Genomic DNA, 25863 nt, shown 5'->3' with positions numbered 1-25863 from the left:
CGGCGTGGAAAAAGAAAACTGGTTTCACCAGGTTCAAACAGAAAGGTCATCAATGAGCTGGATTGAACGAATTCTCAATAAGAGCACTATCACCCCCTCGCGCAAAGCCAGTATCCCTGAAGGGGTCTGGACCAAGTGTGACAGCTGCGGTCAGGTTCTGTACCGCGCCGAGCTGGAGCGCAATCTGGAAGTTTGCCCGAAATGCGATCATCACATGCGTATGCATGGTCGTGAACGTCTGCACAGCGTGCTGGACGAAGGCTCAATGATTGAGCTGGGCAGCGAGCTGGAGCCGAAAGATCTGCTCAAGTTCCGGGATTCAAAAAAATATAAAGATCGTCTGGCTGCGGCTCAGAAAGAGACCGACGAGAAAGACGCGCTGATCGTAATGAAAGGCACGCTGCACGGCATGCCGGTGGTGGCTGCGGCCTTTGAGTTCTCCTTTATGGGCGGCTCAATGGGTTCGGTCGTTGGTGCACGTTTCGTGCGTGCGGTTGAACAGGCGCTGGAAGATAACTGTCCAATGATCTGCTTCTCTGCATCCGGTGGTGCTCGTATGCAGGAAGCGCTGATGTCGCTGATGCAGATGGCCAAAACCAGCGCGGCGCTGGCGAAGATGCAGGCTCGCGGCCTGCCTTATATCTCCGTGCTGACCGACCCGACCATGGGCGGCGTTTCCGCCAGCTTCGCGATGTTAGGCGATCTGAACATTGCGGAACCGAAAGCGCTGATCGGCTTTGCAGGTCCCCGCGTTATCGAACAGACCGTTCGCGAGAAGCTGCCACCTGGCTTCCAGCGTAGTGAGTTCCTGATCGAGAAGGGCGCCATCGATATGATCGTGCGTCGCCCGGTGATGCGCTTCAAGCTGGCGAGCATTCTGGCGAAGATGATGAATCTGCCGGAGCCGCAGGAAGAAAAACGGCAAGAACCCGCTGAAGAGGCCGGGCAGAGCCACGAAGCCTGACTGATTTACGAAAGGGCGTAAATGCCCTTTCACCAATGAACCGTAACGTTGTGAACGGGACACATGGATAATCTTCCTCAAGCCACGTCGCCTCTGGTCACGTGGCTTCATTATCTTGAGAATCTTCATACTCAAGCTATCGAACTCGGGCTAACGCGCGTTCAACGCGTGGCAAAGCAGCTCGACCTGTTAACGCCTGCGCCTGTTGTTTTCACCGTTGCCGGAACGAATGGCAAAGGGACTACCTGCCGTACGCTGGAAACGCTGCTGATGGCTGCAGGTTATCGCGTTGGCGTCTACAGCTCACCGCATCTGCTGCGTTACACCGAACGCGTGCGTATTCAGGGTGAAGAGCTGGCCGAATCCGATCACACCGCCTCGTTTGCCGATATTGAAAAAGGGCGCGGCGACACCTCCCTGACCTATTTTGAATACGGCACGCTTTCTGCGCTCTGGCTGTTTAAACGCGCTGCGCTTGATGTGGTGATTCTGGAAGTCGGGCTGGGCGGTCGTCTTGATGCCACCAATATTGTTGATGCGGATGTTGCTGTCATCACCAGCATTGCGCTCGACCATACCGACTGGCTGGGGCCGGATCGTGAAAGCATCGGACGTGAAAAAGCCGGGGTATTCCGCAGCGGTAAGCCCGCTGTCGTCGGTGAACCGGATATGCCCCACACTATTGCTGAGGTGGCTGACAGCCTCGGTGCACGCCTGTCAAAACGCGGTCGTGACTGGACTTTCAGCGTGGGCGAGGGGAGCTGGTCATTTAGCGACGCAAAAGGCACGCTCAGCGGATTGCCTTTACCGCAGGTTCCCTTACCCAATGCGGCTACGGCCATCGCTGCGCTGCGCGCGTCTGAGCTGAAGGTGGATGATGCTATCGTTACCGGCTGGCTGGATAAGGCAATTTTGCCTGGCCGTTTCCAGACGGTCGCCGAGGCGCCACGCGTGATTCTGGATGTTGCGCATAATCCGCATGCGGCAGGCTATCTCGCGGGTCGGTTGAGCGAACTGCCAAAAACCGGCAAGGTGCATGCGGTGGTCGGTATGCTGCATGATAAAGACATTGCTGGCACGTTGGCGTGTCTGACCTCGCAGGTGGATTCCTGGTATTGCGCCCCGCTGGAAGGGCCACGCGGGGCGACGGCAGAGCAGCTTAGCGCTCACCTGCCTGGCGCAGGCGTTTTTACCAGCGTGGCAGAGGCGTATCAGCAGGCGCGCTTAATAGCTCAGGAACAAGATATTGTGCTGGTGTGTGGTTCGTTTCACACGGTGGCGCAGGTAATGGAAATGCTGGAAACGGAGAGCGGCAGTGGCAAGTAAGTTTCAAAACCGTTTAGTCGGCACCGTCATCATTGTAGCCCTGGGCGTAATTGTTCTGCCGGGACTGCTGGACGGCAAGAAAAAGCACTACAAAGAAGAGTTTGCCGCGATCCCGCTGGTGCCCAAACCGGGCGATCAGCAGGAAACGGACAGTGTGCCACCGGTGACACAGTCTCTTCCGGCACAGCCGCCGGAAGGCGCAGGCACTGCGCTGGGTGGCCACAGCAGCGAAAACACCTCTCAGGCGGAAAGTGGCTCTACTGCACCTCAGTCGGCCAATCAGCCTACTGTTGTTTCGCCGCCGCCGATGAAAACCGAGCCGCAGAAACCGGTTGAGCAACAGAAACCGGCCGAAGCGCCGAAGCCGGTAGAAAAACCCAAAACGCAGCCAAAGCCGGTTGAAAAACCGAAGCCGCAGCCAAAACCTGAGACAAAGCCGGAAAGTCGTCCTGAACCGCAGCAGGCGCCTGCCACGCAGGAAAGTGCGCCAGCAGGGCAGGCTTACGTGGTGCAGCTGGGGGCATTGAAGAATGCCGCTAAGGTAAACGAGATCGTCGCACAGCTACGCCTGTCGGGTTATCGTGCCTTTACCGTGCCATCAACGCCGGTACAGGGCGCGATCACGCGGATTTACGTTGGCCCGGATGCGTCGAAGGCGAAGATGCAGGCTGCGGTCGGTGAACTGAAAGGCATCTCCGGGCTGGGTGGGGTAGTGAAACCTTACAGCGCCCGCTAGCCCTGTCAGGCTCTCGCTATTATTGCGAAAGCCTGCGCCTTTCAAGCCGTGTTAGTGAAGGTCTCCGCTGCGAAATAAAAGCGCAGGGCGGCCTTTTTTTTATATAATTATCAGCTAATTAAACCAGTTGCATTGGATGGGGTTTTTCCCGTTCCAGCCCTGGGGTGACGGCTGTTTTTTTGCGCAAAACGTTTTGCGTAAGCAGGTTACGGAAAACCTACGCAAACGTTTTCTTTTTCTGTTAGAATTCGCCCCGAACTACAGGTCGCCTCCCGCTGTTGCAATATCACCACGTGCAACAGCGGGAGGCGACCTTAGGGGCACAGTCGCTGGAAGAGTTCATGGTCTGGATAGATTACGTCATTATTGCGGTTATTGGTTTTTCGGCTCTTGTCAGCCTGATCCGCGGGTTCGTTCGGGAGGCATTATCACTCGTCACCTGGGGTTGCGCATTTTTTGTCGCCAGTCATTACTACTCCTTCCTTGCCGTCTGGTTTACAGGATTTGAAGACGAACTGGTTCGAAATGGCATAGCCATTGCGGTGTTGTTCATCGCCACGCTGTTAGTCGGGGCGATTGTCAATTACGTGATTGGTTCGCTGGTTGATAAAACCGGCCTGTCGGGTACCGACAGAGTGCTTGGGGTTTGTTTCGGGGCATTACGTGGCGTACTGATTGTGTCGGCCATTCTGTTTTTCCTCGATACCTTCACCGGCTTTGCCAAAAGCCCGGACTGGCAACAGTCCCAGCTGGTTCCCCAGTTTAGTTACATTATCAGGTGGTTTTTTGACTACCTGAAAAGCACGTCGAGTTTTTTACCCCGGTAATCAAACCGGGGGTGCGGCTTATGAGGAAATGACCATATGTGCGGTATTGTCGGGATCGCCGGTTTCATGCCGGTCAACCAGTCGATTTATGACGCGTTAACGGTGCTTCAGCACCGTGGGCAGGATGCCGCAGGCATCGTCACCATTGATGCATTAAACTGCTTCCGCCTGCGTAAAGCAAACGGCCTGGTGAGCGATGTATTTGAAGCCCGCCATATGCAGCGTTTGCAGGGCAATATGGGGATCGGCCACGTTCGCTACCCGACGGCGGGAAGCTCCAGTGCTTCCGAAGCGCAGCCCTTCTACGTCAACTCGCCTTACGGCATTACGCTTGCGCACAACGGTAATCTGACCAACGCTCATGAACTGCGTAAACAGCTGTTCGAGAGCGGTCGTCGTCACATTAACACCACATCAGATTCTGAAATTCTGCTCAATATTTTTGCGGTTGAGCTGGATCGTTTCCAGCATTATCCGCTGGAAGCTGAAAACATTTTTGCCGCTGTGGCCGCTGTCCATCAGCAGGTTCGCGGCGCTTATGCCTGCGTGGCGATGATCATCGGACACGGTCTGGTGGCGTTTCGCGATCCTAACGGCATCCGTCCTTTAGTGATTGGCAAGCGTGCGATGGCGGATGGTCGTACGGAATACATGGTGGCTTCTGAAAGCGTGGCGCTGGATACGCTGGGCTTTGAGTTCCTGCGCGATGTGGCGCCGGGCGAAGCGGTGTTCGTGAGCGAAAAAGGGCAGCTCTTTACCCGTCAGTGTGCGGAAAACCCGAAATTCAATCCGTGCCTGTTTGAGTACGTCTACTTTGCCCGCCCGGATTCATTCCTGGACAAAATCTCCGTTTACAGCGCACGCGTCCGTATGGGCACCAAGCTGGGCGAGAAAATCGCGCGCGAATGGGAAGATCTGGACATTGACGTTGTTATTCCAATTCCGGAAACCTCCTGCGATATCGCGCTGGAAATGGCCCGCATCCTTGATAAGCCATACCGTCAGGGATTTGTGAAGAATCGCTACGTTGGCCGCACCTTTATTATGCCAGGCCAGCACCTGCGCCGCAGCGCGGTTCGCCGTAAGCTGAACGCTAACCGTGCTGAGTTCCGGGGTAAAAACGTGCTGCTGGTGGATGACTCTATCGTGCGTGGCACCACGTCCGAACAGATCATTGAGATGGCGCGTGATGCTGGCGCGAAGAAAGTCTATCTGGCTTCTGCCGCCCCGGAAATCCGCTTCCCGAACGTCTACGGCATCGATATGCCAAGCGCGACGGAGCTGATTGCCCATGGCCGTGAAGTGGAAGAGATTCGCCAGCTGATTGGTGCTGACGCGCTGATTTTCCAGGATCTCAACGACCTGATCGAAGCGGTGCGTGAAGAGAACCCGGATATCGCGCAGTTTGAGTGCTCGGTATTTAACGGCATCTACGTGACGAAAGATGTCGATCAGCAGTATCTGGAGTATCTGCAGTCGCTGCGTAACGACGATGCGAAAGCCATGGCTCGCCAGAACGAAGTTGAAAACCTGGAAATGCACAACGAAGGCTAATGCCCTTGCGTGCGTCAGCAGGTATGATGGGCCGGAAGCGATTCCGGCCCATTTTTTATTTTTCAGGTAAGGACGAATATGAAACGACTCATTATCGGTATCTCAGGCGCCAGCGGCGCGATTTATGGCGTTCGCACGCTACAAATCTTACAGCAGGTCAGCGATGTGGAAACGCACCTGGTAATGAGTCAGGCCGCACGCCAGACGCTGGCGCTGGAAACCGACTACTCCCTGCGTGATGTGCAGGCGCTGGCGGACGTGGTGCATGATGCGCGTGATATTGCTGCCAGCATCTCCTCCGGATCGTTTAAAACCGACGGCATGATGATTTTACCCTGTTCGATGAAAACCCTTTCCGGCATTGTGAATAGTTACAGCGACGGTTTGCTAACCCGGGCCGCAGACGTGGTGCTGAAAGAGCGGCGACGTCTGGTGCTGTGCGTACGAGAAACGCCGTTGCATCTGGGGCATTTGCGGATGATGACGACGGCGGCAGAATTGGGGGCGATTATCATGCCACCGGTTCCTGCTTTCTACCACCGACCGGACAAGGTGATGGACATCGTGGACCAGACGGTTAATCGCGTTCTCGATCAGTTTGACGTCACGCTCGATAAAGATCTCTTTACGCGCTGGCAAGGTGCATAACCCCTTTTTTGACGCATTTTTTTGGTGCATTTACCGCTGCTGAATCGCTTTTCGTGCAGCAAGTGCACCAAAACAGATCATCTTTACCTCTCCTTTTCTCCTGACCTGCTATAGATATTTAGTCAGCTGGCATACAGACGGGTCTGCCCCTCAGTCTGGCCTCTTCAGGCGGCGATCTGCCTCAGACAGTCAAACTGGCACGGAACCTGCACGTGCTCTGCGCTGACACACCACTAATATAAGAAAATTGAGGGTAATCTATGAAAAAGCAGGTTCTGGCTCTTTCTTTGCTGCTGGCTCTCGCCTCGGCCGGGAGCGCTTTTGCTGCCGCACCGAAAACGCTGCGCATCGGCACCGATCCTACCTATGCGCCGTTTGAAGCTAAAAACGCGCAGGGACAGCTGGTTGGATTTGATATCGATCTGGCCAATGAAATTTGCAAGCGTATGGAAACGCAGTGCACCTATGTTGAAAGTGACTTTGATGCACTGATCCCTTCGCTGAAAGCGAAAAAAATCGATGCAATTATCTCTTCTCTTTCCATTACTGAAAAACGCCAGCAGGAAATTGCTTTCTCCGAAAAGCTGTATGCGGCTAATGCCCGCCTGATTGCGCCGAAAGGCTCCCCGCTCCAGCCGACCGAAGCATCGCTGAAAGGGAAAAACATTGGTTTGCTGCAAGGGACGACGCAGGAAATCTATGCCAATCAAAACTGGCGGCCAAAAGGCATTACCATTACGCCTTATGCTAATCAGGACCTGGTTTATCAGGATCTGACAGCGGGCCGTATCGATGCGGCTTTCCAGGACGAAGTCGCCGCCAGCGAAGGTTTCCTCAAACAGCCTGCGGGTAAAGACTATGCTTTTGCGGGTCCGGCGGTAAAAGATGAAAAAATCTTTGGCGTGGGAACGGGCATCGGCATGCGTAAAGATGATGCCGGACTGAAAGCGGCGATTGATAAAGCCTTCGATGAGATTCGCAAAGACGGCACTTACGACAAGCTGGCGAAGAAATATTTCGATTTTGATATCTACGGCGGTTAATAAAAACCTGTCATGGGGGCCAGCTGGTAAGTGCTGGCCCCCATTTTGTCTCGCTCAACCAAAGACAGGAACTCCTGATGCTGTATGGCTATTCTGACGTTATTTTTAAAGGCGCGATGGTAACGCTGGAGCTGGCGCTCAGTTCCGTGTTGCTCTCCGTCATTTTGGGTTTAATTGGCGCCGGGGCCAAACTTTCCAGCAACCGTCCGCTGCGGATGATTTTTGAAGGCTACACCACTTTGATCCGCGGCGTACCCGATCTGGTATTGATGCTGCTGATTTTTTACGGGCTGCAAATTGCGCTGAATCAGGTGACAGATCTGCTCGGTTTCGAACAGTTTGATATCGATCCGATGGTTGCCGGGATCATTACGCTGGGATTTATCTATGGCGCTTACTTCACGGAAACGTTTCGTGGTGCCTGGATGGCGGTGCCGAAAGGGCAGATTGAAGCCGCCACGGCTTTTGGTTTCACCGCTTCTCAAACGTTCCGCCGTATCCTCTTTCCCGGCATGATGCGCTACGCGTTGCCGGGCATCGGTAACAACTGGCAGGTGATCCTGAAAGCGACCGCGCTGGTCTCGTTGCTGGGGCTGGAAGATGTGGTTAAGGCCACCCAGTTGGCCGGAAAAAGCACCTGGCAGCCGTTTTATTTCGCCATCGTTGCTGGCGTGATTTACCTGATTTTTACCACGCTTTCCAATGGGGTGCTGTGGTGGCTGACGCGTCGCTACTCGGTGGGCGTAAGAAGGGCTGAATTATGATCGATATCGTGCAGGAATACTGGAAAGCCCTGCTGTGGACTGACGGATATCGTTTTTCCGGCGTGGCCATTACGCTTTGGCTGCTGATTATCTCCGTTGTACTGGGCGGCTGCATGGCGGTATTGCTGTCAATTGCCCGCGTCTCACCCGTCAGGGCAGTGCGTTTCCCGGTCTGGCTGTTCACCTATATTTTTCGCGGAACGCCGCTCTATGTGCAGCTGCTGGTATTTTATTCCGGCATGTATACGTTGGAGGTGGTAAAAGGCAACGAGCTGCTGAACGCTTTCTTCCGTAGCGGCCTGAACTGTACGCTGTTGGCACTGACGCTAAACACCTGCGCTTATACCACTGAAATTTTTGCCGGGGCCATTCGCGCCGTGCCGCATGGTGAAATCGAAGCGGCAAGGGCTTATGGATTTTCCACTTTTAAGCTCTACCGCTGCATTATTCTGCCGTCGGCGCTGCGAACGGCGTTGCCGGCCTACAGCAACGAAGTCATTCTGATGCTGCATTCGACAGCGCTGGCATTTACGGCAACCGTTCCCGATCTGTTAAAGGTAGCGCGCGATATTAACGCAGCGACCTATCAGCCATTTGTGGCCTTTGGCATTGCCGCCGTGCTGTACCTGATTATCTCGTATGTGTTGATTAGTCTGTTCCGCAAGGCGGAAAAACGCTGGCTGGCGCACGTGAAACCCTCATCGACTCATTGAGTAGAACTATGGCCGACAATAAATTACACGTGACCGAACTGCATAAACGTTATGGCGAGCACGAGGTGCTGAAAGGCGTATCGCTGCAGGCGAAAGCCGGAGATGTGATCAGCATTATCGGCTCTTCCGGCTCCGGGAAAAGTACGTTTTTACGCTGCATCAACTTTCTGGAAAAACCCAGTGAAGGATCGATCTCGGTCAATAATCAGCTGATCAATCTGGTACGCGATACCGATGGCCAGCTGAAAGTAGCCAATAAAGAACAGCTGCGCGCGCTGCGTACCAGCCTGACGATGGTGTTTCAGCACTTCAATTTGTGGAGCCATATGACGGTGCTGCAAAACGTCATGGAAGCGCCAATACAGGTGCTGGGTCTGAGCAAAGCGGAAGCGCGGGAGCGGGCTATTCGCTATCTGGACAAGGTCGGTATCGATGAACGCGCCCGTGCCAAATATCCGGTAAATCTCTCTGGTGGACAGCAGCAGCGTGTTTCCATTGCCCGGGCGCTGGCAATGGAGCCGGAGGTATTGCTGTTTGACGAGCCCACTTCGGCGCTCGATCCGGAGCTGGTTGGAGAAGTACTGAGGATCATGCAGAAGCTGGCGGAAGAGGGGAAAACCATGGTGGTGGTAACGCATGAAATGGAGTTTGCCCGCCATGTCTCCAGCCATGTAATTTTCCTGCATCAGGGCAAAATTGAGGAAGAAGGCCCGCCGCATGAGCTGTTCAATCAGCCGAAAAGCCCGCGCTTGCAGCAGTTTCTGTCTGGCGCGTTAAAATAGCCTTTATCCAGGCGATGGTCGCCGCCTGTTGGTAAAGCGGTGTTGGCTGCATGCATTAACCCCGGCCGCTGGGTGAATAAGCTGCCGGGGAGTCATGCGCGCCGTAATTTCACACTACATCGGCCAGCGCTTCATCCAGCTGATACCAGCGGAAGCCGAAGCCGGACTCTTCCAGGCGCTTTGGTAACACGTGTTGGCCACCCAATATCAATACTGACGATTCGCCCATCATTAACTTGATAGCGCTGGCGGGCGTACGCATAAAAGCCGGACGATGCATCACATGCCCCAGCGTGGCCGCAAACTGCTCATTTCGTACGGCATAAGGCGCCACCATATTAAAAGGGCCGCGCAGCTCCTGATGATCCAGCAGCCAGAGGATGGCATTCAGCATGTCGTCCAGATGGATCCACGGCATATACTGTCGCCCGCTTCCAATCGGGCCGCCAATGCCCAGCTTAAAGGGCAGCTTCATTTTGCTCAGGGCACCGCCTTCCTTCGCCAGCACCACACCGGTACGTAGCAGACAGACACGGGTTTTTTCACTGTCGGCGCTTTGCGCCAGTGCTTCCCAGTGCGCACACAGCGTGTGGGTAAACTCATCATGGCCAGGATCGTCTTCGTTTAGCACCAGTTCGCCGGTGTCGCCGTAATAGCCGGTGGCCGACCCTGAGATAAACACAGCGGGCGGGGTGCTGCTGGCATTGATCAATGAGGCCAACCGTTCGGTAATCAGCCAGCGGCTTTCACAGAGCCGCTGCTTTTGATGATCGGTCCAGCGTTTATCGGCAATCGGCTCGCCTGCCAGGTTAATAACCGCATCTACCTGATTCAGGTCATGCTGTTGTTCCAGACCGGACCACAGGTTCACCTGGTCGCCCAGCTTCCTGCGTGCGCTAACCACATCACGCGTGACGACGCTTATGCTATCGCCTCGCGCGAGGAGGCGAGGAATAAGATGGCTGCCAATCAGGCCAGTGCCGCCTGTAAGTAAAATATGCATGCTGTCTGCCCTCATAAAAGTGAAAAGCTTGCCACAAGCTTAGGTGATGTTTCGCGGAAGGGTTGTGAGCTTTGTCCGCTAAGACTCAGTCAAAAAACGCCGCAGTTGGCATCCTGAACCCGGCACCAGTCTGGATTATACGTTTGGCTATGCAGAGTGATTGCCTTCTGGTTAAAAAATGGGTAAACAGGTTGCAGACCCCACCTTGTGAGGAAATCAGGATGAATTATCCCCTTGTTACACTGTGGTCCGATGCCTGCTTTTTCAGTCCTTACGCAATGTCTGTTTTTGTGGCGCTGAGCGAAAAAGGCGTGCCGTTTTCGCTGCGGCGTGTCGATCTCGACAGTGATGAACAGCTTGCTGAACCCTATCGCCAAATTTCGCTGACCCGACGTGTGCCCACGCTGCAAATCGGCGATTTTCGGCTGGGAGAATCCTCGGCGATTGCCGAATATCTCGATGAGCGTTTTCCCGCGCCGGAATATGAGCGCCTTTACCCGCGAGACGGTGAAAAGCGCGCAAAAGCGCGGGAAATTCAGGCCTGGCTGCGCAGCGATTTTGTGGCGCTGCGTCAGGAGCGTCCGACGGAAGTGTTGTTTGCTGGTGAAACCTTCGCGCCGCTCAGCATCAGCGCGCAGCAGTCAGCGGAAAAGCTGATTTCAGCCGTTGAACGCCTGCTTAAGCCTGGTCAGCACAACCTGTTTGGCGAGTGGTCAATCGCGGATACCGATTTGGCCGTTATGCTTAACCGGCTGGTCTTGCATGGTGATGCGGTTCCTGACGCGGTCGCCGATTACGCCCATTTCCAGTGGCAGCGTGCCTCGGTGCAGCTGTGGCTGTCGGAATCTTCCAAATCCGCCGTGAATGACACAGCGGGATTATAATTTTTTGGCAGCCCGTGGCACACTGTGCGGGCACAGGTCAAATCAGCGCTGCGGCGCAAAAACAAATAAGGGTTAGGGATGGTGGAGCAAGATCGCGGCACGGAATGGGTCGATATCGTTAGTGAAGATAACGAAGTCATTGCGCAGTCCAGCCGTGCGCAAATGCGGGCACAATGTTTGCGTCATCGCGCAACCTATATCGTGGTACACGATGGTATGGGTAAAATCCTGGTGCAGCGTCGCACTGAAACGAAAGACTTCATGCCGGGGATGCTGGATGCCACGGCGGGCGGCGTCGTCCAAAGCGGTGAAGAGATGCTGGAATCGGCGCGTCGTGAAGCTGAAGAAGAGCTGGGTATTGCCGCTGTCCCCTTTGCTGAACATGGCCTGTTCTATTATGAAGATCAACACTGCCGCGTCTGGGGTGGACTGTTCAGCTGCGTTTCGCACGGGCCTTTTGCCATGCAGGAAGAGGAAGTGGATGAAATTTTCTGGCTGACGCCGGAAGAGATCACTGCGCGTTGCGATGAGTTCACTGACGATTCGCTGAAGGCGCTCTCGCTGTGGCTGAGCCGTAACAACGAGCAGGGCCGGGCGGTAGCAGGCGCTCAGGCGTAGCGGAATCAATAAAAAAGCGCCCAAACCGGGCGCTTTTAACGTTATTTACATTAAGTAAATCAGGCACATCGCCTTCCGCTGGCAATAGCGCCATTTGCAAGCCAACGTTTTTCATCATCACTCAACATGGTGGGTGACGCTATGCCACCCGCATCCTCTCTCCACGGCGTCGCAGCAGCTCCATCACAATCAGCAGAATCAGCGATGCGCCGATCATTAGCGATGCCGCCGCCGCGATAGTGGGATCGAGGTTTTCTCTGATCCCGGCAAACATCTGGATCGGCAACGTCCGCTGGCGGGGGCTGGCTAAAAACAGCGTGACCACCACTTCGTCAAACGAGGCGGCAAAGGCAAACAGCGCGCCGGAAAATACACCAGGTGCAATCAGCGGCAGCGTGACTTTGCGGAAGGTGAGAAAAGGGGAGGCACCGAGGCTTGCCGCCGCGCGTGACAAGTTGGTGTCGTAATTTTTCAGCACTGCAATAACGGTAATCACCACAAACGGCACGCCGAGCAGCGCATGTGCCAGTACCAATCCCAGATAGCTGTTCAGCAGCGACAGTTTGGCGAAGAAGAAAAACATCCCAACCGCAATGATGACGACAGGCGCAACCATTGGCGAGATCAGAATGGCCATCACGACGCCCTTGCCGCGAAATTCTCCACGCGTTAGCCCCATCGAGGCAAGCACGCCCAGAACCGTCGCCAGCAGCGTGGCCAGAGGCGCGATCGTCAGGCTATTGCCCAGCGCATTTAGCCACTCCTGCGAATGAAAAAAGGTTTGATACCAGCGCAGCGAGAAGCCGCTGAGCGGATAGCTCAGAAACGAGCTGGAATTAAAGGAGAGCGGCACGATCACCAAAATCGGCACGATTAAGAACAGCAGAACCGCCGCCCCGTAAAAGTTAAAAAAGGCGTTCCACAAACGAAGAAGCTGGCTGCCATTTTGTCTCATCATCGTCTCCTTAATGGGCTGCCGCTTCGGCAGAAGTGCGGGTTACTCGAACATAAACGATATACAGCAGCAGTACGATAATCAGCAGCTGACTGCCCAGCGCTGCGGCCATTCCCCAGTTCATGGTGCTGTTGGTAAAGAAGGCAACGAAGTAGCTGACCATCTGATCGTCCGGTCCGCCCAGCAGAGCAGGCGTAACGTAATAGCCAATGGCCATCATAAACACCAGCAGCGCGCCCGCCGCCACGCCCGCGTAAGTCTGCGGGACATACACCCGCCAGAAGGCGAGGAACGGATGCGCACCAAGAGAGACCGCAGCCCGAACATAGCTCGGCGAGATCCCTTTCATCACCGCGTAGAGCGGCAGCACGATAAAAGGCAGCAAAATGTGGGTCATCGAAATAAAGACCCCGACACGGTTAAATACCAGCGTCAGCGGATGATCGATTAAACCAACCGCCATTAATGCGCGGTTAATCAGTCCACCGGACTGTAGCAGCACAATCCAGCTGGCGGTTCTGACAATCAGTGACGTCCAGAACGGCAACAGCACCAAAATCATCAGCAGATTTGCGCGATTGGAAGGCTGTTTCGCCAGCCAGTACGCCAGAGGATAACCAATGCCAACACACAGTAAGGTGACGACCAGCGCCATCCACAACGTGCGCAGCAGGACGTTGACATAGAGCGCCTGATCGGACGACAGCGCCTTGATTTCGCCCGTTTTGACATCCACCTTGCGATCAAAAACCGAAAGCAGATAGTAACTGGTCATCGGTTTCGCCGCGCGCTGGAGCGTTTGCCAGGTGCTGAGTTCGCCCCATAACGGCTGTTTGGCTATCATCGCTTCTTTAACGTTTTCACCTGAAGCCGGGACCATGCGAGGGGCGGCGGTGATCAGGCGGCGAAAGCTGGCATCTTCATAACTCATCCGTTTAGCGACAAGGGCAATCTGTCCGCGATCGCGGGCGTTGATTAACTCTTTGCCCAGGGTTGCATACAGCGCTTCATCTGGCAGCGTTTTGCCTGACCAGTGTTGTAAAGCCGTCGTGGTTTCCGGCAGCGTCGTGCTGAATTCCGGGTTATCGACGCTCTTAGTAAGAATCGAAAAAATGGGGAAGAGGAAGCAGACCACGACAAAAATCAGCAATGGCGCGATCAGCAGCAGCGAGCGGCGGGTTTTGACCCGATCCACCTGGCGCAGACGTTGACTGAGCGTCAGTTCGCGGGGCTTCGCGGCAACAGTGGACTCTAAAACCGGGTTTTGACTCATCGCTGGTTCCTTGATTGAGCGGCGGCCGGACCTGAGAGCAGCCCGACCGGTTTGGCTTACCTGGAGGCCCAGGCGTTAAAACGCTGTTCGAGTTCTTCGCCGTGTTCCAGCCAGAAATCACTGCTGACCTGCAACGATTTCGCCAGGTTTTCTGGCGCGGTCGGCAGCTTGCTCAGACGCGCGGGATCGAGAAGCTTAGCGGTATTGATATTGGTCGGCCCGTAAGGAATGTTTTCCGCAAACACTTTCTGGTTTTCAGGCTGATTGGCAAAGGCGATAAACTGTTCCGCCAGCGCTTTATGCTTTGAGCCTTTTACAATGGCCCAGTTATCCAGATCGTACAGTCCGTTATCCCAAACGATCCTGAAGTTATGGCCCTCGTCCTGGGCAGCACCGATACGGCCGTTATAGGCAGAACTCATCACCACGTCGCCGGATACCAGCCATTGCAGCGGCTGCGCGCCCGATTCCCACCACTGAATATTGGGTTTGATCTCATCCAGTTTTTTAAAGGCGCGATCGACGCCTGCTGGGGTTGCCAGCACTTTATAGACATCTTCACGCTTCACGCCGTCGGCCATCAGGGCAATTTCCAGCGTATATTTAGCGCTTTTACGCAGGGCCCGTTTGCCCGGGAAATCTTTGATGTCCCAAAAATCAGCCCAGCTGGTGGGGCCTTTTTTCAATTTATTGGCATCATAAGTCAGCACCGTCGACCAGACGAAAATCCCGGCACCGCATTCGGTTACGGCAGCAGGAATGAAGTCGGTTTTTTTACCCAGCTTGCTCCAGTCCATGGTCTCCAACAGGCCTTCTTCACAGCCGCGCTGTAGTTCTGGCGTTTCCAGTTCAACCACATCCCAACCAATCTGGCCGGTTTCCACCATTGCGCGAATGCGAGCCATCTCGCCGTTATATTCCCCGGCCTCAATCGTACCTTTCCCGGCGGCGGTAAAAGGTTTGTAAAACGCTTTGTCCTGCGCGTCTTTATTGGTGCCGCCAAAAGAGACCACGGTCAGCGTTTCAGCCTGCGCATGTAGCGCGAAGGTGGCCAATATCAGTGCTGCTAACTTCTTTACCATGCCTGAACTCCCGTCATTGTTATTATCGGCAGGCGAACCTGCCGGATGTCATACAGCGTGTTGCCAGAGGCCCGCAGGCTTAGTGCGCTAAAAGGGTAGAAAGCAGGCTGAGCGCGGCTTTAAACTGCGCGTCGGGGATCGTCAGCGGATAGAGGAAGCGGATAACGTTGCCGTGTACGCCGCAGGTCAACAAAATCAAACCCTGCGCCAGCGCTTTTTGCTGAATGTCTCGTGCAATCTCAGCGGAAGGCTTGCCGGTAGCAGGATCGTTAAACTCCGCCGCTACCATTGAGCCTCTGGCACGAACTTCTGCCAGCGCCGGATGACCGCTGGCGTTCAGCGTTTCCACCAGTTCAGCGCCCAGCCTGAGCGCGCGCTCGCACAGCTGTTCCTCATCAATGATTTCAAGCACCGCCAGTGAAGAGGCAATTGCCAGAGGATTGCCGGCATAGGTACCGCCCAGACCGCCAGGCAAGGGTGCATCCATGATCTCAGCGCGTCCCGCCACGGCGGAAATCGGTAAACCGCCGCCCAGGCTTTTCGCCATGGTCATCAGATCCGGTTTTGCATCGTAGTAGTCGCTGGCGAACATTTTGCCGGTGCGGGCAAAGCCGGTCTGGATTTCGTCGGCAATCAGCAGAATGCCGTGCTCATCACACAGTTCACGCAGCTTGCTGACAAATTCAGCCGGCGCGATATTGAAGCCGCCTTCGCCCTGAATCGGTTCATAAATAATCGCGGCAACGTCCTGCGGGCTGATATCACAGCGGAAAATTGTGGCCAGGCTCTCCATCGCATCGTCAACGCTGTAACCCTGTAGTGCGTTAGGATAACGGGCATGGAATACTGAACCCGGAAACGGGCCGAAGCCGGTTTTATAAGGTACCACTTTGCCGGTCAGCGCCATCGTCATCATGGTGCGACCATGGAACGCGCCGGTAAAAGCGATGACGCCAGCGCGGCCGGTTGCGGCACGAGCAATTTTAACGGCGTTTTCAACGGCTTCAGCGCCGGTGGAGAAAAAGGTCGTTTTTGCCGGGCCTTCTACCGGGACACACTGATTCAGGCGCTCTGCCAGCTGCAAATAATTTTCATAAGGGATAACCTGAAAAGCGGTGTGGGTGAAGCAGTCCAGCTGATTTTTCACCGCCTCGACCACTTTGGGATGGCGGTGGCCCGTGTTGAGAACGGCGATCCCGGCGGTAAAATCGGTATACTCTCGTCCCTGATGATCCCACAGCGTGGCATTTTCCGCGCGGACGGCGTAGAAATCACACATGACGCCAACGCCACGCGGCGTGGCAGCTAAACGACGCTGTTGCACTTCACTGTTCATGCTCTACCTCATCAGATGTCATTGCGCGGCTTGTTCCACGCAGAATTGGGCTATCTGATTTGTAACTTTTTATGAGATTTATAATCCAGAGCCAGTTTTTTTTTATTTGAGGTACCAATTTTGCGAACGTTATCTGGCGACCTGATCGCACATCGTTTAAGTCAGGCTCCGGCAGGCGCTCTCAGCAAGCGCTTGTACGATGTTTTGCAGACTGCGATCCAGCAGGGAGCTATTGCAACGGGGAGTCGATTGCCCGCCTCACGCGATCTGGCTCAGGAGCTCTGCGTTTCACGCAATACCGTGCTGGCGGCCTACGAGCAGCTCCAGTCGGAAGGGTATTTGCAAACCCGAACCGGCAGCGGAACCTACGTTTGCGAACAGCTACCGGAAACGGCTCCGCAGGCCAGCCTGTCGCCATCGACCTCCAGCGCGCCGTTCAACCACATTCGCCTTTCTCGCCGGGGAACAAGGGTGTTGGCACGCAGCGGTGCCGGAGCTTATCAATGGGGTGCGTTTATGCCTGGCGTACCGGACGTCAGCCATATGCCGCATGATATCTGGCGGAAGATCCAGCTGCGGCTTAGCCGACGGATGCCGGTTGAGGCATTGAGCTATTCCAATCACGGCGGTTGCCTACAGCTTCAGCAGGCGCTGGCGGAATATTTGCGGGTTAGTCGTTCGCTGAACTGTGCTCCCGAGCAAATTTTAATTACGGCGGGGACCCATCAGGCGTTAGATTTGGTTGCGAAAATGCTTTGTGACCCGGGCGAGGGGGCCTGGATTGAAGAGCCGGGCTATTGGGGATTTCGTAACGTGCTGGCGGTGAACGGCGTCGAGCTCTTGCCAACGCCGGTCGATGACGAAGGGATGCTGCTGCCCGATTTGGCCTCCTTTAGCCAGCTGCAACGTCCGCCAGTCTTGATTTGCGTAACGCCTTCACACCAGTATCCGTTGGGTTCGGTAATGAGTTTGCAGCGCCGACAGCAGCTCCTGGCGCTGGCGAAATCGGCAGGTAGCTGGGTGATTGAAGATGATTACGACGGTGAGTTTCGCTTTGGCGAAAGCCCGGTTCCCGCGCTACAGGGATTGTCGGCAGACGCGCCGGTGATCTATCTCGGTACCTTTAGCAAAACGCTGTATCCGGGTCTGCGGCTGAGCTATATGGTGATGCCAAAACCGCTGGCCGCCAGGATGAAAATGGCGCATTCGGAGCTGTATCGTGGCGGAAATGGTTTGGCGCAGCTGACGCTGGCTGAATTTATCCGGGAGGGGCATTACGCTGCTCACGTAAGACGCATGCGGCAACTCTACAGCCGCCGCCGCGCCGCGCTGGTGAAGGTAATCAGCGACAGCCTCGGGCCGGCGTTTCTGTCACAGCAGGGAAATGCCGGGCTGCACCTGATCCTTTCCCTGCCGGAGCGTATCGACGATGTGGCGCTGGCCGCCGAGCTGGAACAAAAGGGCGTGCTGACCCGGCCGCTTTCGGCCTATTACATTCAGGGCACGCAACGCCGTGGTCTGCTGCTGGGCTATGCCTGCGTGGAGGAACAGAATATGGCCGAGACCTTCGCGCCGGTACTTCACTGTCTGCAACGGCGTCTTTCTCCTGCCTGATAACGGGGCGCCAAATAAGGGCAAGTGCATATTTATGGTGCAAAACCTTGCCTGATTCTGCTTTTAATAATGGGTGTAAAAAATAACCATAATAAATATGATTTAATATCAATAATTTAACTTGTGTTTTTGATTGTGATTTTTGATGGGCTATTCAAATTCTGCTTGTCGGCAGGAAATGGGTTGTGATAGAGCTAAAAGAAGCCACCCACAACCCGGTACGCCTGGCCGTGGGTCAATTATCCTGCCTGGACGAGAGAACGCGATGAAATCACTGGTCAGTTTTAAAAACATTAAAAAAAGTTACGACGGCGACAAGCTGGTGGTGCGTAATCTCAATCTTGACGTGCAGGAAGGGGAGTTTTTAACCCTGCTTGGCCCATCAGGTTCCGGTAAAACCACCAGTCTGATGATGCTGGCCGGGTTTGAAACGCCCACCGATGGCGAAATTTTCTTGCGTGATAAACCGCTGCACACGCTGCCGCCGCATCAGCGGGATATCGGCATGGTTTTTCAGAACTATGCGTTGTTTCCTCACATGACGGTAGCGGAAAACCTGGCGTTTCCTCTGTCGATCCGTCGTCTCAGCAAAGCGGATGTGAAAGAGCGCGTCCATCGCGTGCTGGATATGATCAAACTGACGTCGCTGGCAGATCGTTATCCTGCCCAAATGTCCGGGGGGCAGCAGCAGCGGGTTGCGTTAGCACGCGCGCTGGTTTTTGAACCTAAACTGGTGCTGATGGATGAGCCGCTGGGCGCGCTGGACAAGCAGTTGCGTGAGCATATGCAGATGGAGATCAAGCAGCTGCACGAAATGCTTGGCCTGACCATCGTTTATGTGACGCACGACCAAAGCGAGGCGATGACGATGTCCGATCGCGTCGCGGTTTTCAACGACGGCATGATCCAGCAGATGGACAGTCCTGACCGACTCTATGAACAACCTTCTAACGCATTTGTCGCGCAGTTTATCGGTGAAAACAATAGCTTGCTGGCCACGCAGCTCGCCTCTGAAGGGGATTATTATCATGTGCAGCTGGATGACGGCACGCAGCTAAAGGCATTAAAAGTACGTCCAAGCTCGCCCGGTAAAAAAATCCAGCTCAGTATTCGTCCGGAACGCGTTAACGTGAATGCGCCTGAAGCAGGCGATCAGCAGGTTCGTGCGAAAATTCAGCAGTTTATCTATCTTGGCGATCATGTCCGTATGCTGACGGAAGTGGGTGGGCAGGGCAATTTTATGATCAAGCTAAGTCCGGCGAAGGTGGACAGCCGCTGGAAGGCAGGCAGCGAAGTCACGCTTTCCTGGCAGTCGGAGCACCTGCGCGCGCTGGATGTGATGATTCAGTGATTGACAGACGATAAAGACGATAAAAAGGCCGCGGCTGCGGCCTTGTTGGCTGATAATGTCGTGTCTGCACAAGGGGCATGGGCCGTCCATAAAGACGCAAAAAGCGGCATCCATGCCAGCTCGACACGGGCCGTCCATGGCCCGTGACGCTTTATTACCGGCCCATGCCTCTCGTGCTTTAAACTTCTGTGTTGTCTGAAATCAAGGCCGCGGCTGCGGCCTTATTCCCTTAGCGATGCGTTTCGCGAACCGCCAGACGCGGCTGCGTTTTACGACCAACGCTACCTAACCAGCCAGCCAGCGCAGCTTCGACCAGCAGGACAATCAGCGTTACCCAGCTGGCTTTCGCCGTCGCTGATGCCGCTTTTTCACCTGCTTCACGCGCTTTCTGTTCGGCCTGCGCTTTTAACTCCTGATATTTTTTGTAAGCCTGCTCATAACTCTGCTGAGTCTGGGCAACAATCTGATCGACTTCCTGATCGCTTTTACCGGTACGCGCCTTAATAATATTTTTCAGTGCATCAACATCAGCAGCCTGTAGCGTGGCCTGGTTACGGCCCAGTACGCCTTTAAACCAGTTAGCTAAATCAGTGTCTGCATTTTGTTGATTATTAGCGGTACTTTCTGCCTGGCCCTTCGCATTATCTGCTTCTTTATTAGCATCTTGCTGAAGTTTCTCAGGCTGCAATTCCGGTTTCCCGGTCTGGCGCAGCGTTGTTTCCAGTTCATTTTGCAGATTGTTTAAATCAATATTATTTTCCTGTAGCGTCTCTTTGGCACTTTGCGTAACAGAAGGGGCAATAGCGGAAATACCGTTACCCAACATACTGAAACCTGAACCAATTACGCTGGCCGTACCGCTGACTGCACTGCTTAATACTGCCACAACCAGCCAGACGCAAACCAGAGTATTGACGGCCCACATCAGCAGCCCGTGCAAAGCGCCTTCTCGCTGTGCCAGTCGACCAGTAATAAACGCTCCTGCTGCAATCGAAATCAGCATGCTCAGTCCGGTCCAGATGGTGGCGCCTGTCCCAAGACCCTCAAGCGGGTTTCTTTCTTTTAGCGGATCGATAGTGGTAGCACCGATCGCCGTACCCAATATGGTTAATAGCAAATAAATAACCACGGATAATATTACGCCTGCAAATACAGCGCTCCATGAAATGCGCTTTAGCGGAATGCCGCTATTTATTTCACTGTGGACCGGATGGATTTGAGTGTCACTCATGGTGAGTCTCCCTTGCCTGATATTAGTGAGTTTCCTGTCTGGACCTTATTATCGGATTACGGCTTAACGCGTTGCCATCATAAGGTTAGTCCCGGAACCGGCTTTCGACCAGGAAATATTTACCACAGTATGTTTTGCATGTTTATCAGGGAGTTGAAAAGGGTGCTTTAGGTTATTTTCAATATATTGCGTCAGGCTTATGGCAGGGCGCCATTATTTTATGGTTTTAAATTTTTAGCAGTAAGAAATAAATACTTTTATTGCATTAAGGATAAAAAAGGCGGAGCTTTCGATCCGCCTTTTTTTAAAGTGGCTGTTAGCTGTCAGCCTGCTTTGACTGAATAGCCGTCAGAGCGATAGTGTAGACAATATCATCCACCAGTGCACCGCGGGACAGATCGTTGACCGGTTTACGCATGCCTTGCAGCATCGGCCCGATTGAAATCAGATCCGCTGAACGCTGCACGGCCTTATACGTGGTGTTGCCGGTGTTCAAATCAGGGAAGATAAACACCGTGGCACGTCCGGCAACCGGAGAGTTTGGTGCTTTGGATTTTGCCACATCCGCCATGATAGCCGCGTCGTACTGCAACGGCCCGTCAATCACCAAATCAGGACGTTTTTCCTGGGCGATACGGGTCGCTTCACGCACTTTTTCCACGTCACTGCCCGCACCTGAATCACCGGTTGAGTAGGAGATCATCGCTACGCGAGGCTCAATCCCAAAGGCGGTAGCAGAATCTGCCGACTGAATGGCGATTTCGGCCAGCTGCTCTGGGTTAGGATCCGGGTTAATGGCGCAGTCGCCATAAACCAGCACCTGCTCTGGCAGCAGCATAAAGAAGACCGAGGAAACCAGCGAACTGCCTGGCGCGGTTTTAATCAGCTGTAGCGGAGGACGGATGGTATTCGCCGTGGTATGCACCGCACCAGAAACCAGGCCGTCTACTTCACCACGTTCCAGCATCATGGTGCCAAGCATCACGTTGTCTTCCAGCTGTTCCTGCGCGACCACTTCGGTCATGCCTTTACTCTTACGCAGCTCAACCAGGCGAGCGACGTAATTTTCACGGACCACCTCCGGATCGACAATCTCAATGCCTTTACCCAGCTCAACGCCCTGTACGGCAGCGACGCGCTGAATCTCTTCCGGATTACCCAGCAGAATACAGGTAGCAATGCCGCGGGCAGCACAAATCGCGGCGGCTTTCACGGTGCGTGGCTCATCGCCTTCAGGCAGCACAATACGTTTACCGGCCTCGCGAGCCAGTTCGGTCAGCTGATAGCGGAAGGCTGGCGGAGAGAGGCGGCGGCTACGTTCTGAAGCGGCGGTCAGCGACTCAACCCATTCAGAATCAATGTGGCTGGCAACGTATTCCTGAACGCGTTCAACACGTTCGGTATCATCGGCTGGCACTTCCAGGTTAAAGCTTTGCAGGCTGAGCGAGGTCTGCCAGGTATTGGTTTTCACCATAAATACCGGCAGGCCTGTTGCAAAGGCGCGTTCGCAAAGCTTGCGTATTGGTTCGTCAATCTGATAACCGCCGGTCAGCAAAATGGCACCAATTTCTACGCCGTTCATTGCCGCCAGGCAGGCCGCAACCAGCACGTCAGGGCGGTCAGCAGAGGTGACCAGCAGCGAACCCGGACGGAAATGTTCCAGCATATGCGGCAGGCTGCGAGCGCAGAAAGTCACCGATTTTATACGGCGGGACTGAATATCGCCTTCGTTGATCACCTCGGCACTCAGATGATGACACATATCGATAGCGCGAGTGGCGATCAGATCGAAACTCCACGGCACGCAGCCTAAAACCGGCAGTGGGCTGTTAGCAAACAGCTGTTTTGGATCGATATTCGCCACGCTGGCTTTGGTGGAATCATCGAAAATTTCGGAAAGATCGGGACGCGTGCGGCCCTGTTCATCAACCGGCGCGTTCAGTTTGTTGATGATAACGCCAGTAATGTTCTTGTTTTTACTGCCGCCGAAGCTGCTCTGCGTTAGCTCAATACGCTCTTTCAGCTGGGCAGGTGAGTCATTGCCTAATGACATGACAAACACAATTTCAGCATTCAGCGTTTTAGCAATCTCAAAGTTCAGTGCAGAGGCAAACTGATGTTTGCGGGTCGGCACCAGGCCTTCTACCAGCACCACTTCGGCATCTTTGGTATTGGCGTGGTAACGCGCAATGATCTCTTCCATCAGCACGTCCTGCTGATTCGACCCCAGCAGCGATTCTACCCGGCTCATTTGCAGCGGTTCAGCGGCGGGAATGGCGGAGTTTTTACGAATAATCAGCGTGGTTTGATCAAGGGAATCTCTGCCGGAACGGGGCTGGGCAATCGGCTTAAATACGCTCAGGCGCACGCCTTTGCGTTCCATAGCACGGATCACGCCAAGACTGACGCTGGTCAGGCCGACGCTGGTGCCGGTAGGAATTAACATAATGGTACGGGACACGGTAAACCTCTCGATCTGGTGTCTGAAAACAACACCGTCAGCCTTGGCTGACGGTGTTCATGTCTTATGCGGTCAGGCGGCTGGCGTCCTGGGCAATCACTAACTCTTCGTTAGTTGGAATGACCAGGGCTGGCCGCGAGCCTTCTTTATTTATATAGCCTGCATGGCCGAAACGAGCAGCCAGGTTGCGTTCATGATCGACCTCGAAGCCCAGCAAAGCCAGTCTTCCAAGCGTCAGCTCACGCACCATCGCGGCGTTTTCGCCAATACCGCCCGTAAAGATGACGGCATCCAGGCGACCATCCATCATCGCGGTATAGGAGCCAATGTATTTCGCAAGGCGATGGCAGTATACGTTCATTGCCCGCTTAGCATCTTCTTTTGAGGTATAGTTATCTTCCACGTAGCGACAATCGCTGGTGACGCCGGTCAGACCCAGCAGGCCGGACTCTTTGGTCAGCAGTTTATTGATAGCGTCGACGCTCATGCCGAGCGTGTCATGCAGGAAGAAAACAATGGCCGGATCGATATCACCGGAACGGGTGCCCATCACCAGACCTTCCAGCGGCGTCAGCCCCATTGAGGTGTCGACGCATTCACCGTTACGAATAGCGGCAACCGAGCCGCCATTGCCCAGGTGACAGGTAATGATATTCAGTTCCGCCAGCGGCTTGTTCAAAACTTTTGCCGCTTCGTGAGTCACATAGTAATGGCTGGTGCCGTGTGCGCCGTAGCGACGAACGCCGTGTTCTTTATATAAATTGTAAGGCAGGGCGTAGAGATAAGACTCTTCCGGCATTGTCTGATGGAAAGCGGTGTCGAATACGGCGACATTCTTATCAGACAGATGCGGGAAGTTTTTCATCGCTTCGTCGATGCCGATCAGGTGTGCAGGGTTATGCAGCGGGGCAAAAGAGGAGGCGTCTTTAATACCCTGAATAACGCTTGCATCAATGACCACTGATTGGGTCAGCGCTTCGCCGCCATGAACAATACGATGGCCTATTGCAGTAATTTGTGCTGACAGTTCAGGTTTTTGTGCCAGGATAGTTTTAACGATAAAGTTAAGCGCTTCACTGTGGGCAGCGCCTGCGCCTAAGTCTGCTTCCTGTTTAGCGCCTGCCATTTTCCATTTGATGCGCGCTTCAGGCAGGTGAAAACATTCGGCTAAACCAGAAAGGTATTCTTCACCGTTTGCCGGGTCAATAATGGCAAATTTGAGGGATGAGCTACCGCAATTCAGAACCAGTACTAACTTACTCGACATGGTAGGTCCTATTGATTAAAGGTGGCGAAAAAAAACTCAATCAGACTATCAGCGTAGCGCATGAAAGCTGGTACATTAATGATGAACATCATGCTGTCGGATTATTTTGTCCGAAAGCAAAAAAAATTCATAAAGATCACAAATTTTTTTGAATTTTGCCCTGCTGGTGTCGTTAACTACATCAGACATGCAGCATGGCTGTAACAGCCAGTCAACAATCGCGCACAGGATAACCAGAGCGCCGTTTAAAGACAAAATATTTTGAAAGATGTCATGTAAAGTTGTTGTATTACGCTTATTTGTTTAATTTTTAGCTCCAAAGTTGAGGTCAGCCATGGCTAATGAATCCGGCACTGTCGGTTGGTTTAAACTGTTCCGGCATGGACAGCATTATATGAAGACATGGCCTGTCGATAAACGCCTTGCCCCCATGTTTCCAGAAAACCGGATCACCACCGCAACGCGTTTCGGTATCCGCTTTATGCCGCCGCTGGCCGTCTTTGCGATGACATGGCAGCTTGCGTTGGGTGGTCAGCTCGGTCCGGCCGTGGCGACAGCGCTATTCGCCTGTAGCCTGCCGATGCAGGGATTATGGTGGCTGGGCAAACGCTCTGTGACGCCGCTGCCGCCGACGCTGCTGGGCTGGTTCCATGAGGTCCGCGAAAAACTCCAGGCGGCGGGTCAGGCCATTGCGCCGGTTGAAGGCAAACCGACCTATCAGTCGCTGGCCGATGTGCTGAAGCGAGCTTTCCGGCAGCTGGATAAAACCTTCCTCGACGATCTGTAAAAAAACCGGGTTTAGCGGCTCTGGCGGCGAAAACCCGTGTGATATCAAAAAACACGCTGTTTGCTGTGCCGGAGTCGTACGCGTTGTGCAATCCTTAGTCATCCCTTCAAATTTCAATTTGTCCCAGTGACACAGGAGTTAATGATGGAAATGACCCACGCCCAGCGTTTGATCCTCTCTAATCAATATAAAATGATGAGCATGCTCGATCCGGATAACCTCGAGCGCTATCGCCGTCTGCAAACCATTATCGAGCGAGGCTACAGCCTGCAAATGCGCGAGCTTGACCGGGAATTCGGCGAGCTGAGTGAGGCAGTCTGCCGCACGATAATTGATATTATGGAGCTGCATCATGCGCTGCACGTGTCCTGGACAAATCTGAAAGAGCCTGGCGCAATCGAAGAGCGGCGGCTAATGTTTCTGGGTTTCGATGCGGCTACGGAAGCGCGCTTCCTTGGCTATGTGCGGTTTATGGTCAACGTCGAGGGACGCTATACGCATTTCGACTCGGGAACGCACGGTTTTAACGCACAGACGCCGATGTGGGAAAAGTATCAACGAATGCTGGCTGTGTGGCACACTTGTCCGAGGCAGTACCATTTGAGTGCGAATGAGATCGCGCAAATTATCAACGCCTGATAAGG

General features: G+C 54.1%; 24 protein-coding genes. 16 read left to right on the top strand and 8 right to left on the bottom strand.

Annotated elements, in window-relative coordinates; genetic code table 11:
• The first annotated feature begins 52 nt into the window (after positions 1–52).
• The 10 genes from accD (at position 53) to hisP (ending at position 9357) form a co-directional block, all read left to right on the top strand.
• Positions 53–964 (top strand): acetyl-CoA carboxylase, carboxyltransferase subunit beta, encoded by a 912-nt coding sequence (gene accD / locus AAGQ96_RS14865; RefSeq protein ID WP_147198988.1) that lies wholly within the window; start codon positions 53–55, stop codon positions 962–964.
• A gap of 63 nt (positions 965–1027) precedes the next feature.
• The gene (gene folC, locus AAGQ96_RS14860; RefSeq protein ID WP_342753926.1) at positions 1028–2290 is read left to right on the top strand and encodes a bifunctional tetrahydrofolate synthase/dihydrofolate synthase; all 1263 of its coding nucleotides are present in this window, start codon (positions 1028–1030) and stop codon (positions 2288–2290) included.
• A complete protein-coding gene (dedD, locus tag AAGQ96_RS14855; protein WP_342753925.1) occupies positions 2280–3026 on the top strand; it encodes a cell division protein DedD in 747 nt (248 codons plus the stop codon). Before folC ends, dedD begins: the two co-directional genes overlap by 11 nt.
• Before the next feature lie 341 nt (positions 3027–3367).
• A complete protein-coding gene (gene cvpA, locus AAGQ96_RS14850; RefSeq protein ID WP_147198985.1) occupies positions 3368–3853 on the top strand; it encodes a colicin V production protein in 486 nt (161 codons plus the stop codon).
• A 36-nt stretch (positions 3854–3889) separates the two neighbouring features.
• The gene (gene purF, locus AAGQ96_RS14845; protein ID WP_147198984.1) at positions 3890–5407 is read left to right on the top strand and encodes an amidophosphoribosyltransferase; all 1518 of its coding nucleotides are present in this window, start codon (positions 3890–3892) and stop codon (positions 5405–5407) included.
• Between the two features lie 78 nt (positions 5408–5485).
• Entirely contained in the window at positions 5486–6055 is a 570-nt protein-coding gene (locus AAGQ96_RS14840) for a UbiX family flavin prenyltransferase (protein WP_147198983.1), read from the top strand.
• Between the two features lie 260 nt (positions 6056–6315).
• Entirely contained in the window at positions 6316–7098 is a 783-nt protein-coding gene (argT, locus tag AAGQ96_RS14835) for a lysine/arginine/ornithine ABC transporter substrate-binding protein ArgT (RefSeq protein WP_342753924.1), read from the top strand.
• Between the two features lie 77 nt (positions 7099–7175).
• The gene (locus AAGQ96_RS14830) at positions 7176–7862 is read left to right on the top strand and encodes a histidine ABC transporter permease HisQ (protein ID WP_147198981.1); all 687 of its coding nucleotides are present in this window, start codon (positions 7176–7178) and stop codon (positions 7860–7862) included.
• Positions 7859–8575, top strand: a complete 717-nt coding sequence (locus AAGQ96_RS14825; RefSeq protein ID WP_147198980.1) for an ABC transporter permease — start codon at positions 7859–7861, stop codon at positions 8573–8575. Before AAGQ96_RS14830 ends, AAGQ96_RS14825 begins: the two co-directional genes overlap by 4 nt.
• A gap of 8 nt (positions 8576–8583) precedes the next feature.
• Positions 8584–9357 carry a histidine ABC transporter ATP-binding protein HisP gene (gene hisP / locus AAGQ96_RS14820; RefSeq protein ID WP_342753923.1) on the top strand — a complete coding sequence of 258 codons (774 nt, stop codon included), beginning with the start codon at positions 8584–8586 and terminating at the stop codon, positions 9355–9357.
• A 109-nt stretch (positions 9358–9466) separates the two neighbouring features.
• Here hisP and AAGQ96_RS14815 read toward each other — a convergent pair whose 3' ends face one another.
• Positions 9467–10360 carry a TIGR01777 family oxidoreductase gene (locus AAGQ96_RS14815; protein ID WP_147198978.1) on the bottom strand — a complete coding sequence of 298 codons (894 nt, stop codon included), beginning with the start codon at positions 10358–10360 and terminating at the stop codon, positions 9467–9469.
• Between the two features lie 221 nt (positions 10361–10581).
• On the opposite strand from AAGQ96_RS14815, the gene yfcF reads away from it, so the two are divergent.
• Positions 10582–11244: a glutathione transferase gene (yfcF, locus tag AAGQ96_RS14810; RefSeq protein WP_342753922.1), complete on the top strand. Its 663-nt coding sequence runs from the start codon at positions 10582–10584 to the stop codon at positions 11242–11244.
• 78 nt (positions 11245–11322) lie between these two features.
• A complete protein-coding gene (gene yfcD, locus AAGQ96_RS14805) occupies positions 11323–11862 on the top strand; it encodes an NUDIX hydrolase YfcD (RefSeq protein WP_147198976.1) in 540 nt (179 codons plus the stop codon).
• A 139-nt stretch (positions 11863–12001) separates the two neighbouring features.
• Here yfcD and AAGQ96_RS14800 read toward each other — a convergent pair whose 3' ends face one another.
• The 4 genes from AAGQ96_RS14800 to AAGQ96_RS14785 all read right to left on the bottom strand — a co-directional run bounded on the left by AAGQ96_RS14800 (position 12002) and on the right by AAGQ96_RS14785 (position 16508).
• Positions 12002–12817 carry an ABC transporter permease gene (locus AAGQ96_RS14800; protein ID WP_342755573.1) on the bottom strand — a complete coding sequence of 272 codons (816 nt, stop codon included), beginning with the start codon at positions 12815–12817 and terminating at the stop codon, positions 12002–12004.
• A gap of 10 nt (positions 12818–12827) precedes the next feature.
• Complete coding sequence (locus tag AAGQ96_RS14795; protein ID WP_342753921.1) at positions 12828–14090, bottom strand: ABC transporter permease; 1263 nt, start codon at positions 14088–14090, stop codon at positions 12828–12830.
• A 56-nt stretch (positions 14091–14146) separates the two neighbouring features.
• Entirely contained in the window at positions 14147–15172 is a 1026-nt protein-coding gene (locus tag AAGQ96_RS14790; protein WP_342753920.1) for an extracellular solute-binding protein, read from the bottom strand.
• A gap of 79 nt (positions 15173–15251) precedes the next feature.
• The gene (locus tag AAGQ96_RS14785) at positions 15252–16508 is read right to left on the bottom strand and encodes a 4-aminobutyrate--2-oxoglutarate transaminase (protein WP_342753919.1); all 1257 of its coding nucleotides are present in this window, start codon (positions 16506–16508) and stop codon (positions 15252–15254) included.
• A gap of 120 nt (positions 16509–16628) precedes the next feature.
• On the opposite strand from AAGQ96_RS14785, the gene AAGQ96_RS14780 reads away from it, so the two are divergent.
• Both AAGQ96_RS14780 and AAGQ96_RS14775 read left to right on the top strand, forming a co-directional pair.
• Complete coding sequence (locus tag AAGQ96_RS14780) at positions 16629–18122, top strand: PLP-dependent aminotransferase family protein (RefSeq protein WP_342753918.1); 1494 nt, start codon at positions 16629–16631, stop codon at positions 18120–18122.
• 265 nt (positions 18123–18387) lie between these two features.
• Positions 18388–19473, top strand: coding sequence for an ABC transporter ATP-binding protein (locus tag AAGQ96_RS14775; RefSeq protein ID WP_342753917.1), 1086 nt, complete (start codon positions 18388–18390; stop codon positions 19471–19473).
• 229 nt (positions 19474–19702) lie between these two features.
• Here AAGQ96_RS14775 and AAGQ96_RS14770 read toward each other — a convergent pair whose 3' ends face one another.
• The 3 genes from AAGQ96_RS14770 to ackA form a co-directional block, all read right to left on the bottom strand.
• The gene (locus AAGQ96_RS14770) at positions 19703–20704 is read right to left on the bottom strand and encodes a TIGR04086 family membrane protein (RefSeq protein WP_147198970.1); all 1002 of its coding nucleotides are present in this window, start codon (positions 20702–20704) and stop codon (positions 19703–19705) included.
• 316 nt (positions 20705–21020) lie between these two features.
• A complete protein-coding gene (pta, locus tag AAGQ96_RS14765) occupies positions 21021–23165 on the bottom strand; it encodes a phosphate acetyltransferase (RefSeq protein WP_342753916.1) in 2145 nt (714 codons plus the stop codon).
• Positions 23166–23229: 64 nt separating this feature from the next.
• Positions 23230–24432: an acetate kinase gene (gene ackA, locus AAGQ96_RS14760; protein WP_147198969.1), complete on the bottom strand. Its 1203-nt coding sequence runs from the start codon at positions 24430–24432 to the stop codon at positions 23230–23232.
• 334 nt (positions 24433–24766) lie between these two features.
• Here ackA and yfbV point away from each other — a divergent pair, with 334 nt between their 5' ends.
• Together yfbV and AAGQ96_RS14750 are read left to right on the top strand one after the other, a co-directional pair.
• The gene (yfbV, locus tag AAGQ96_RS14755) at positions 24767–25219 is read left to right on the top strand and encodes a terminus macrodomain insulation protein YfbV (RefSeq protein ID WP_147198968.1); all 453 of its coding nucleotides are present in this window, start codon (positions 24767–24769) and stop codon (positions 25217–25219) included.
• Positions 25220–25363: 144 nt separating this feature from the next.
• On the top strand, positions 25364–25858 hold the full coding sequence (locus tag AAGQ96_RS14750; protein ID WP_147200647.1) for a YfbU family protein: 495 nt from the start codon (positions 25364–25366) through the stop codon (positions 25856–25858).
• The last annotated feature ends 5 nt before the right edge of the window (positions 25859–25863 follow it).

The organism is Pantoea sp. MBD-2R, assembly GCF_039134845.1.
GTDB lineage: Bacteria > Pseudomonadota > Gammaproteobacteria > Enterobacterales > Enterobacteriaceae > Erwinia.
The sequence above is the reverse complement of the archived record's forward strand: the minus strand, read 5'-3'. Positions and strand labels throughout refer to the sequence as shown.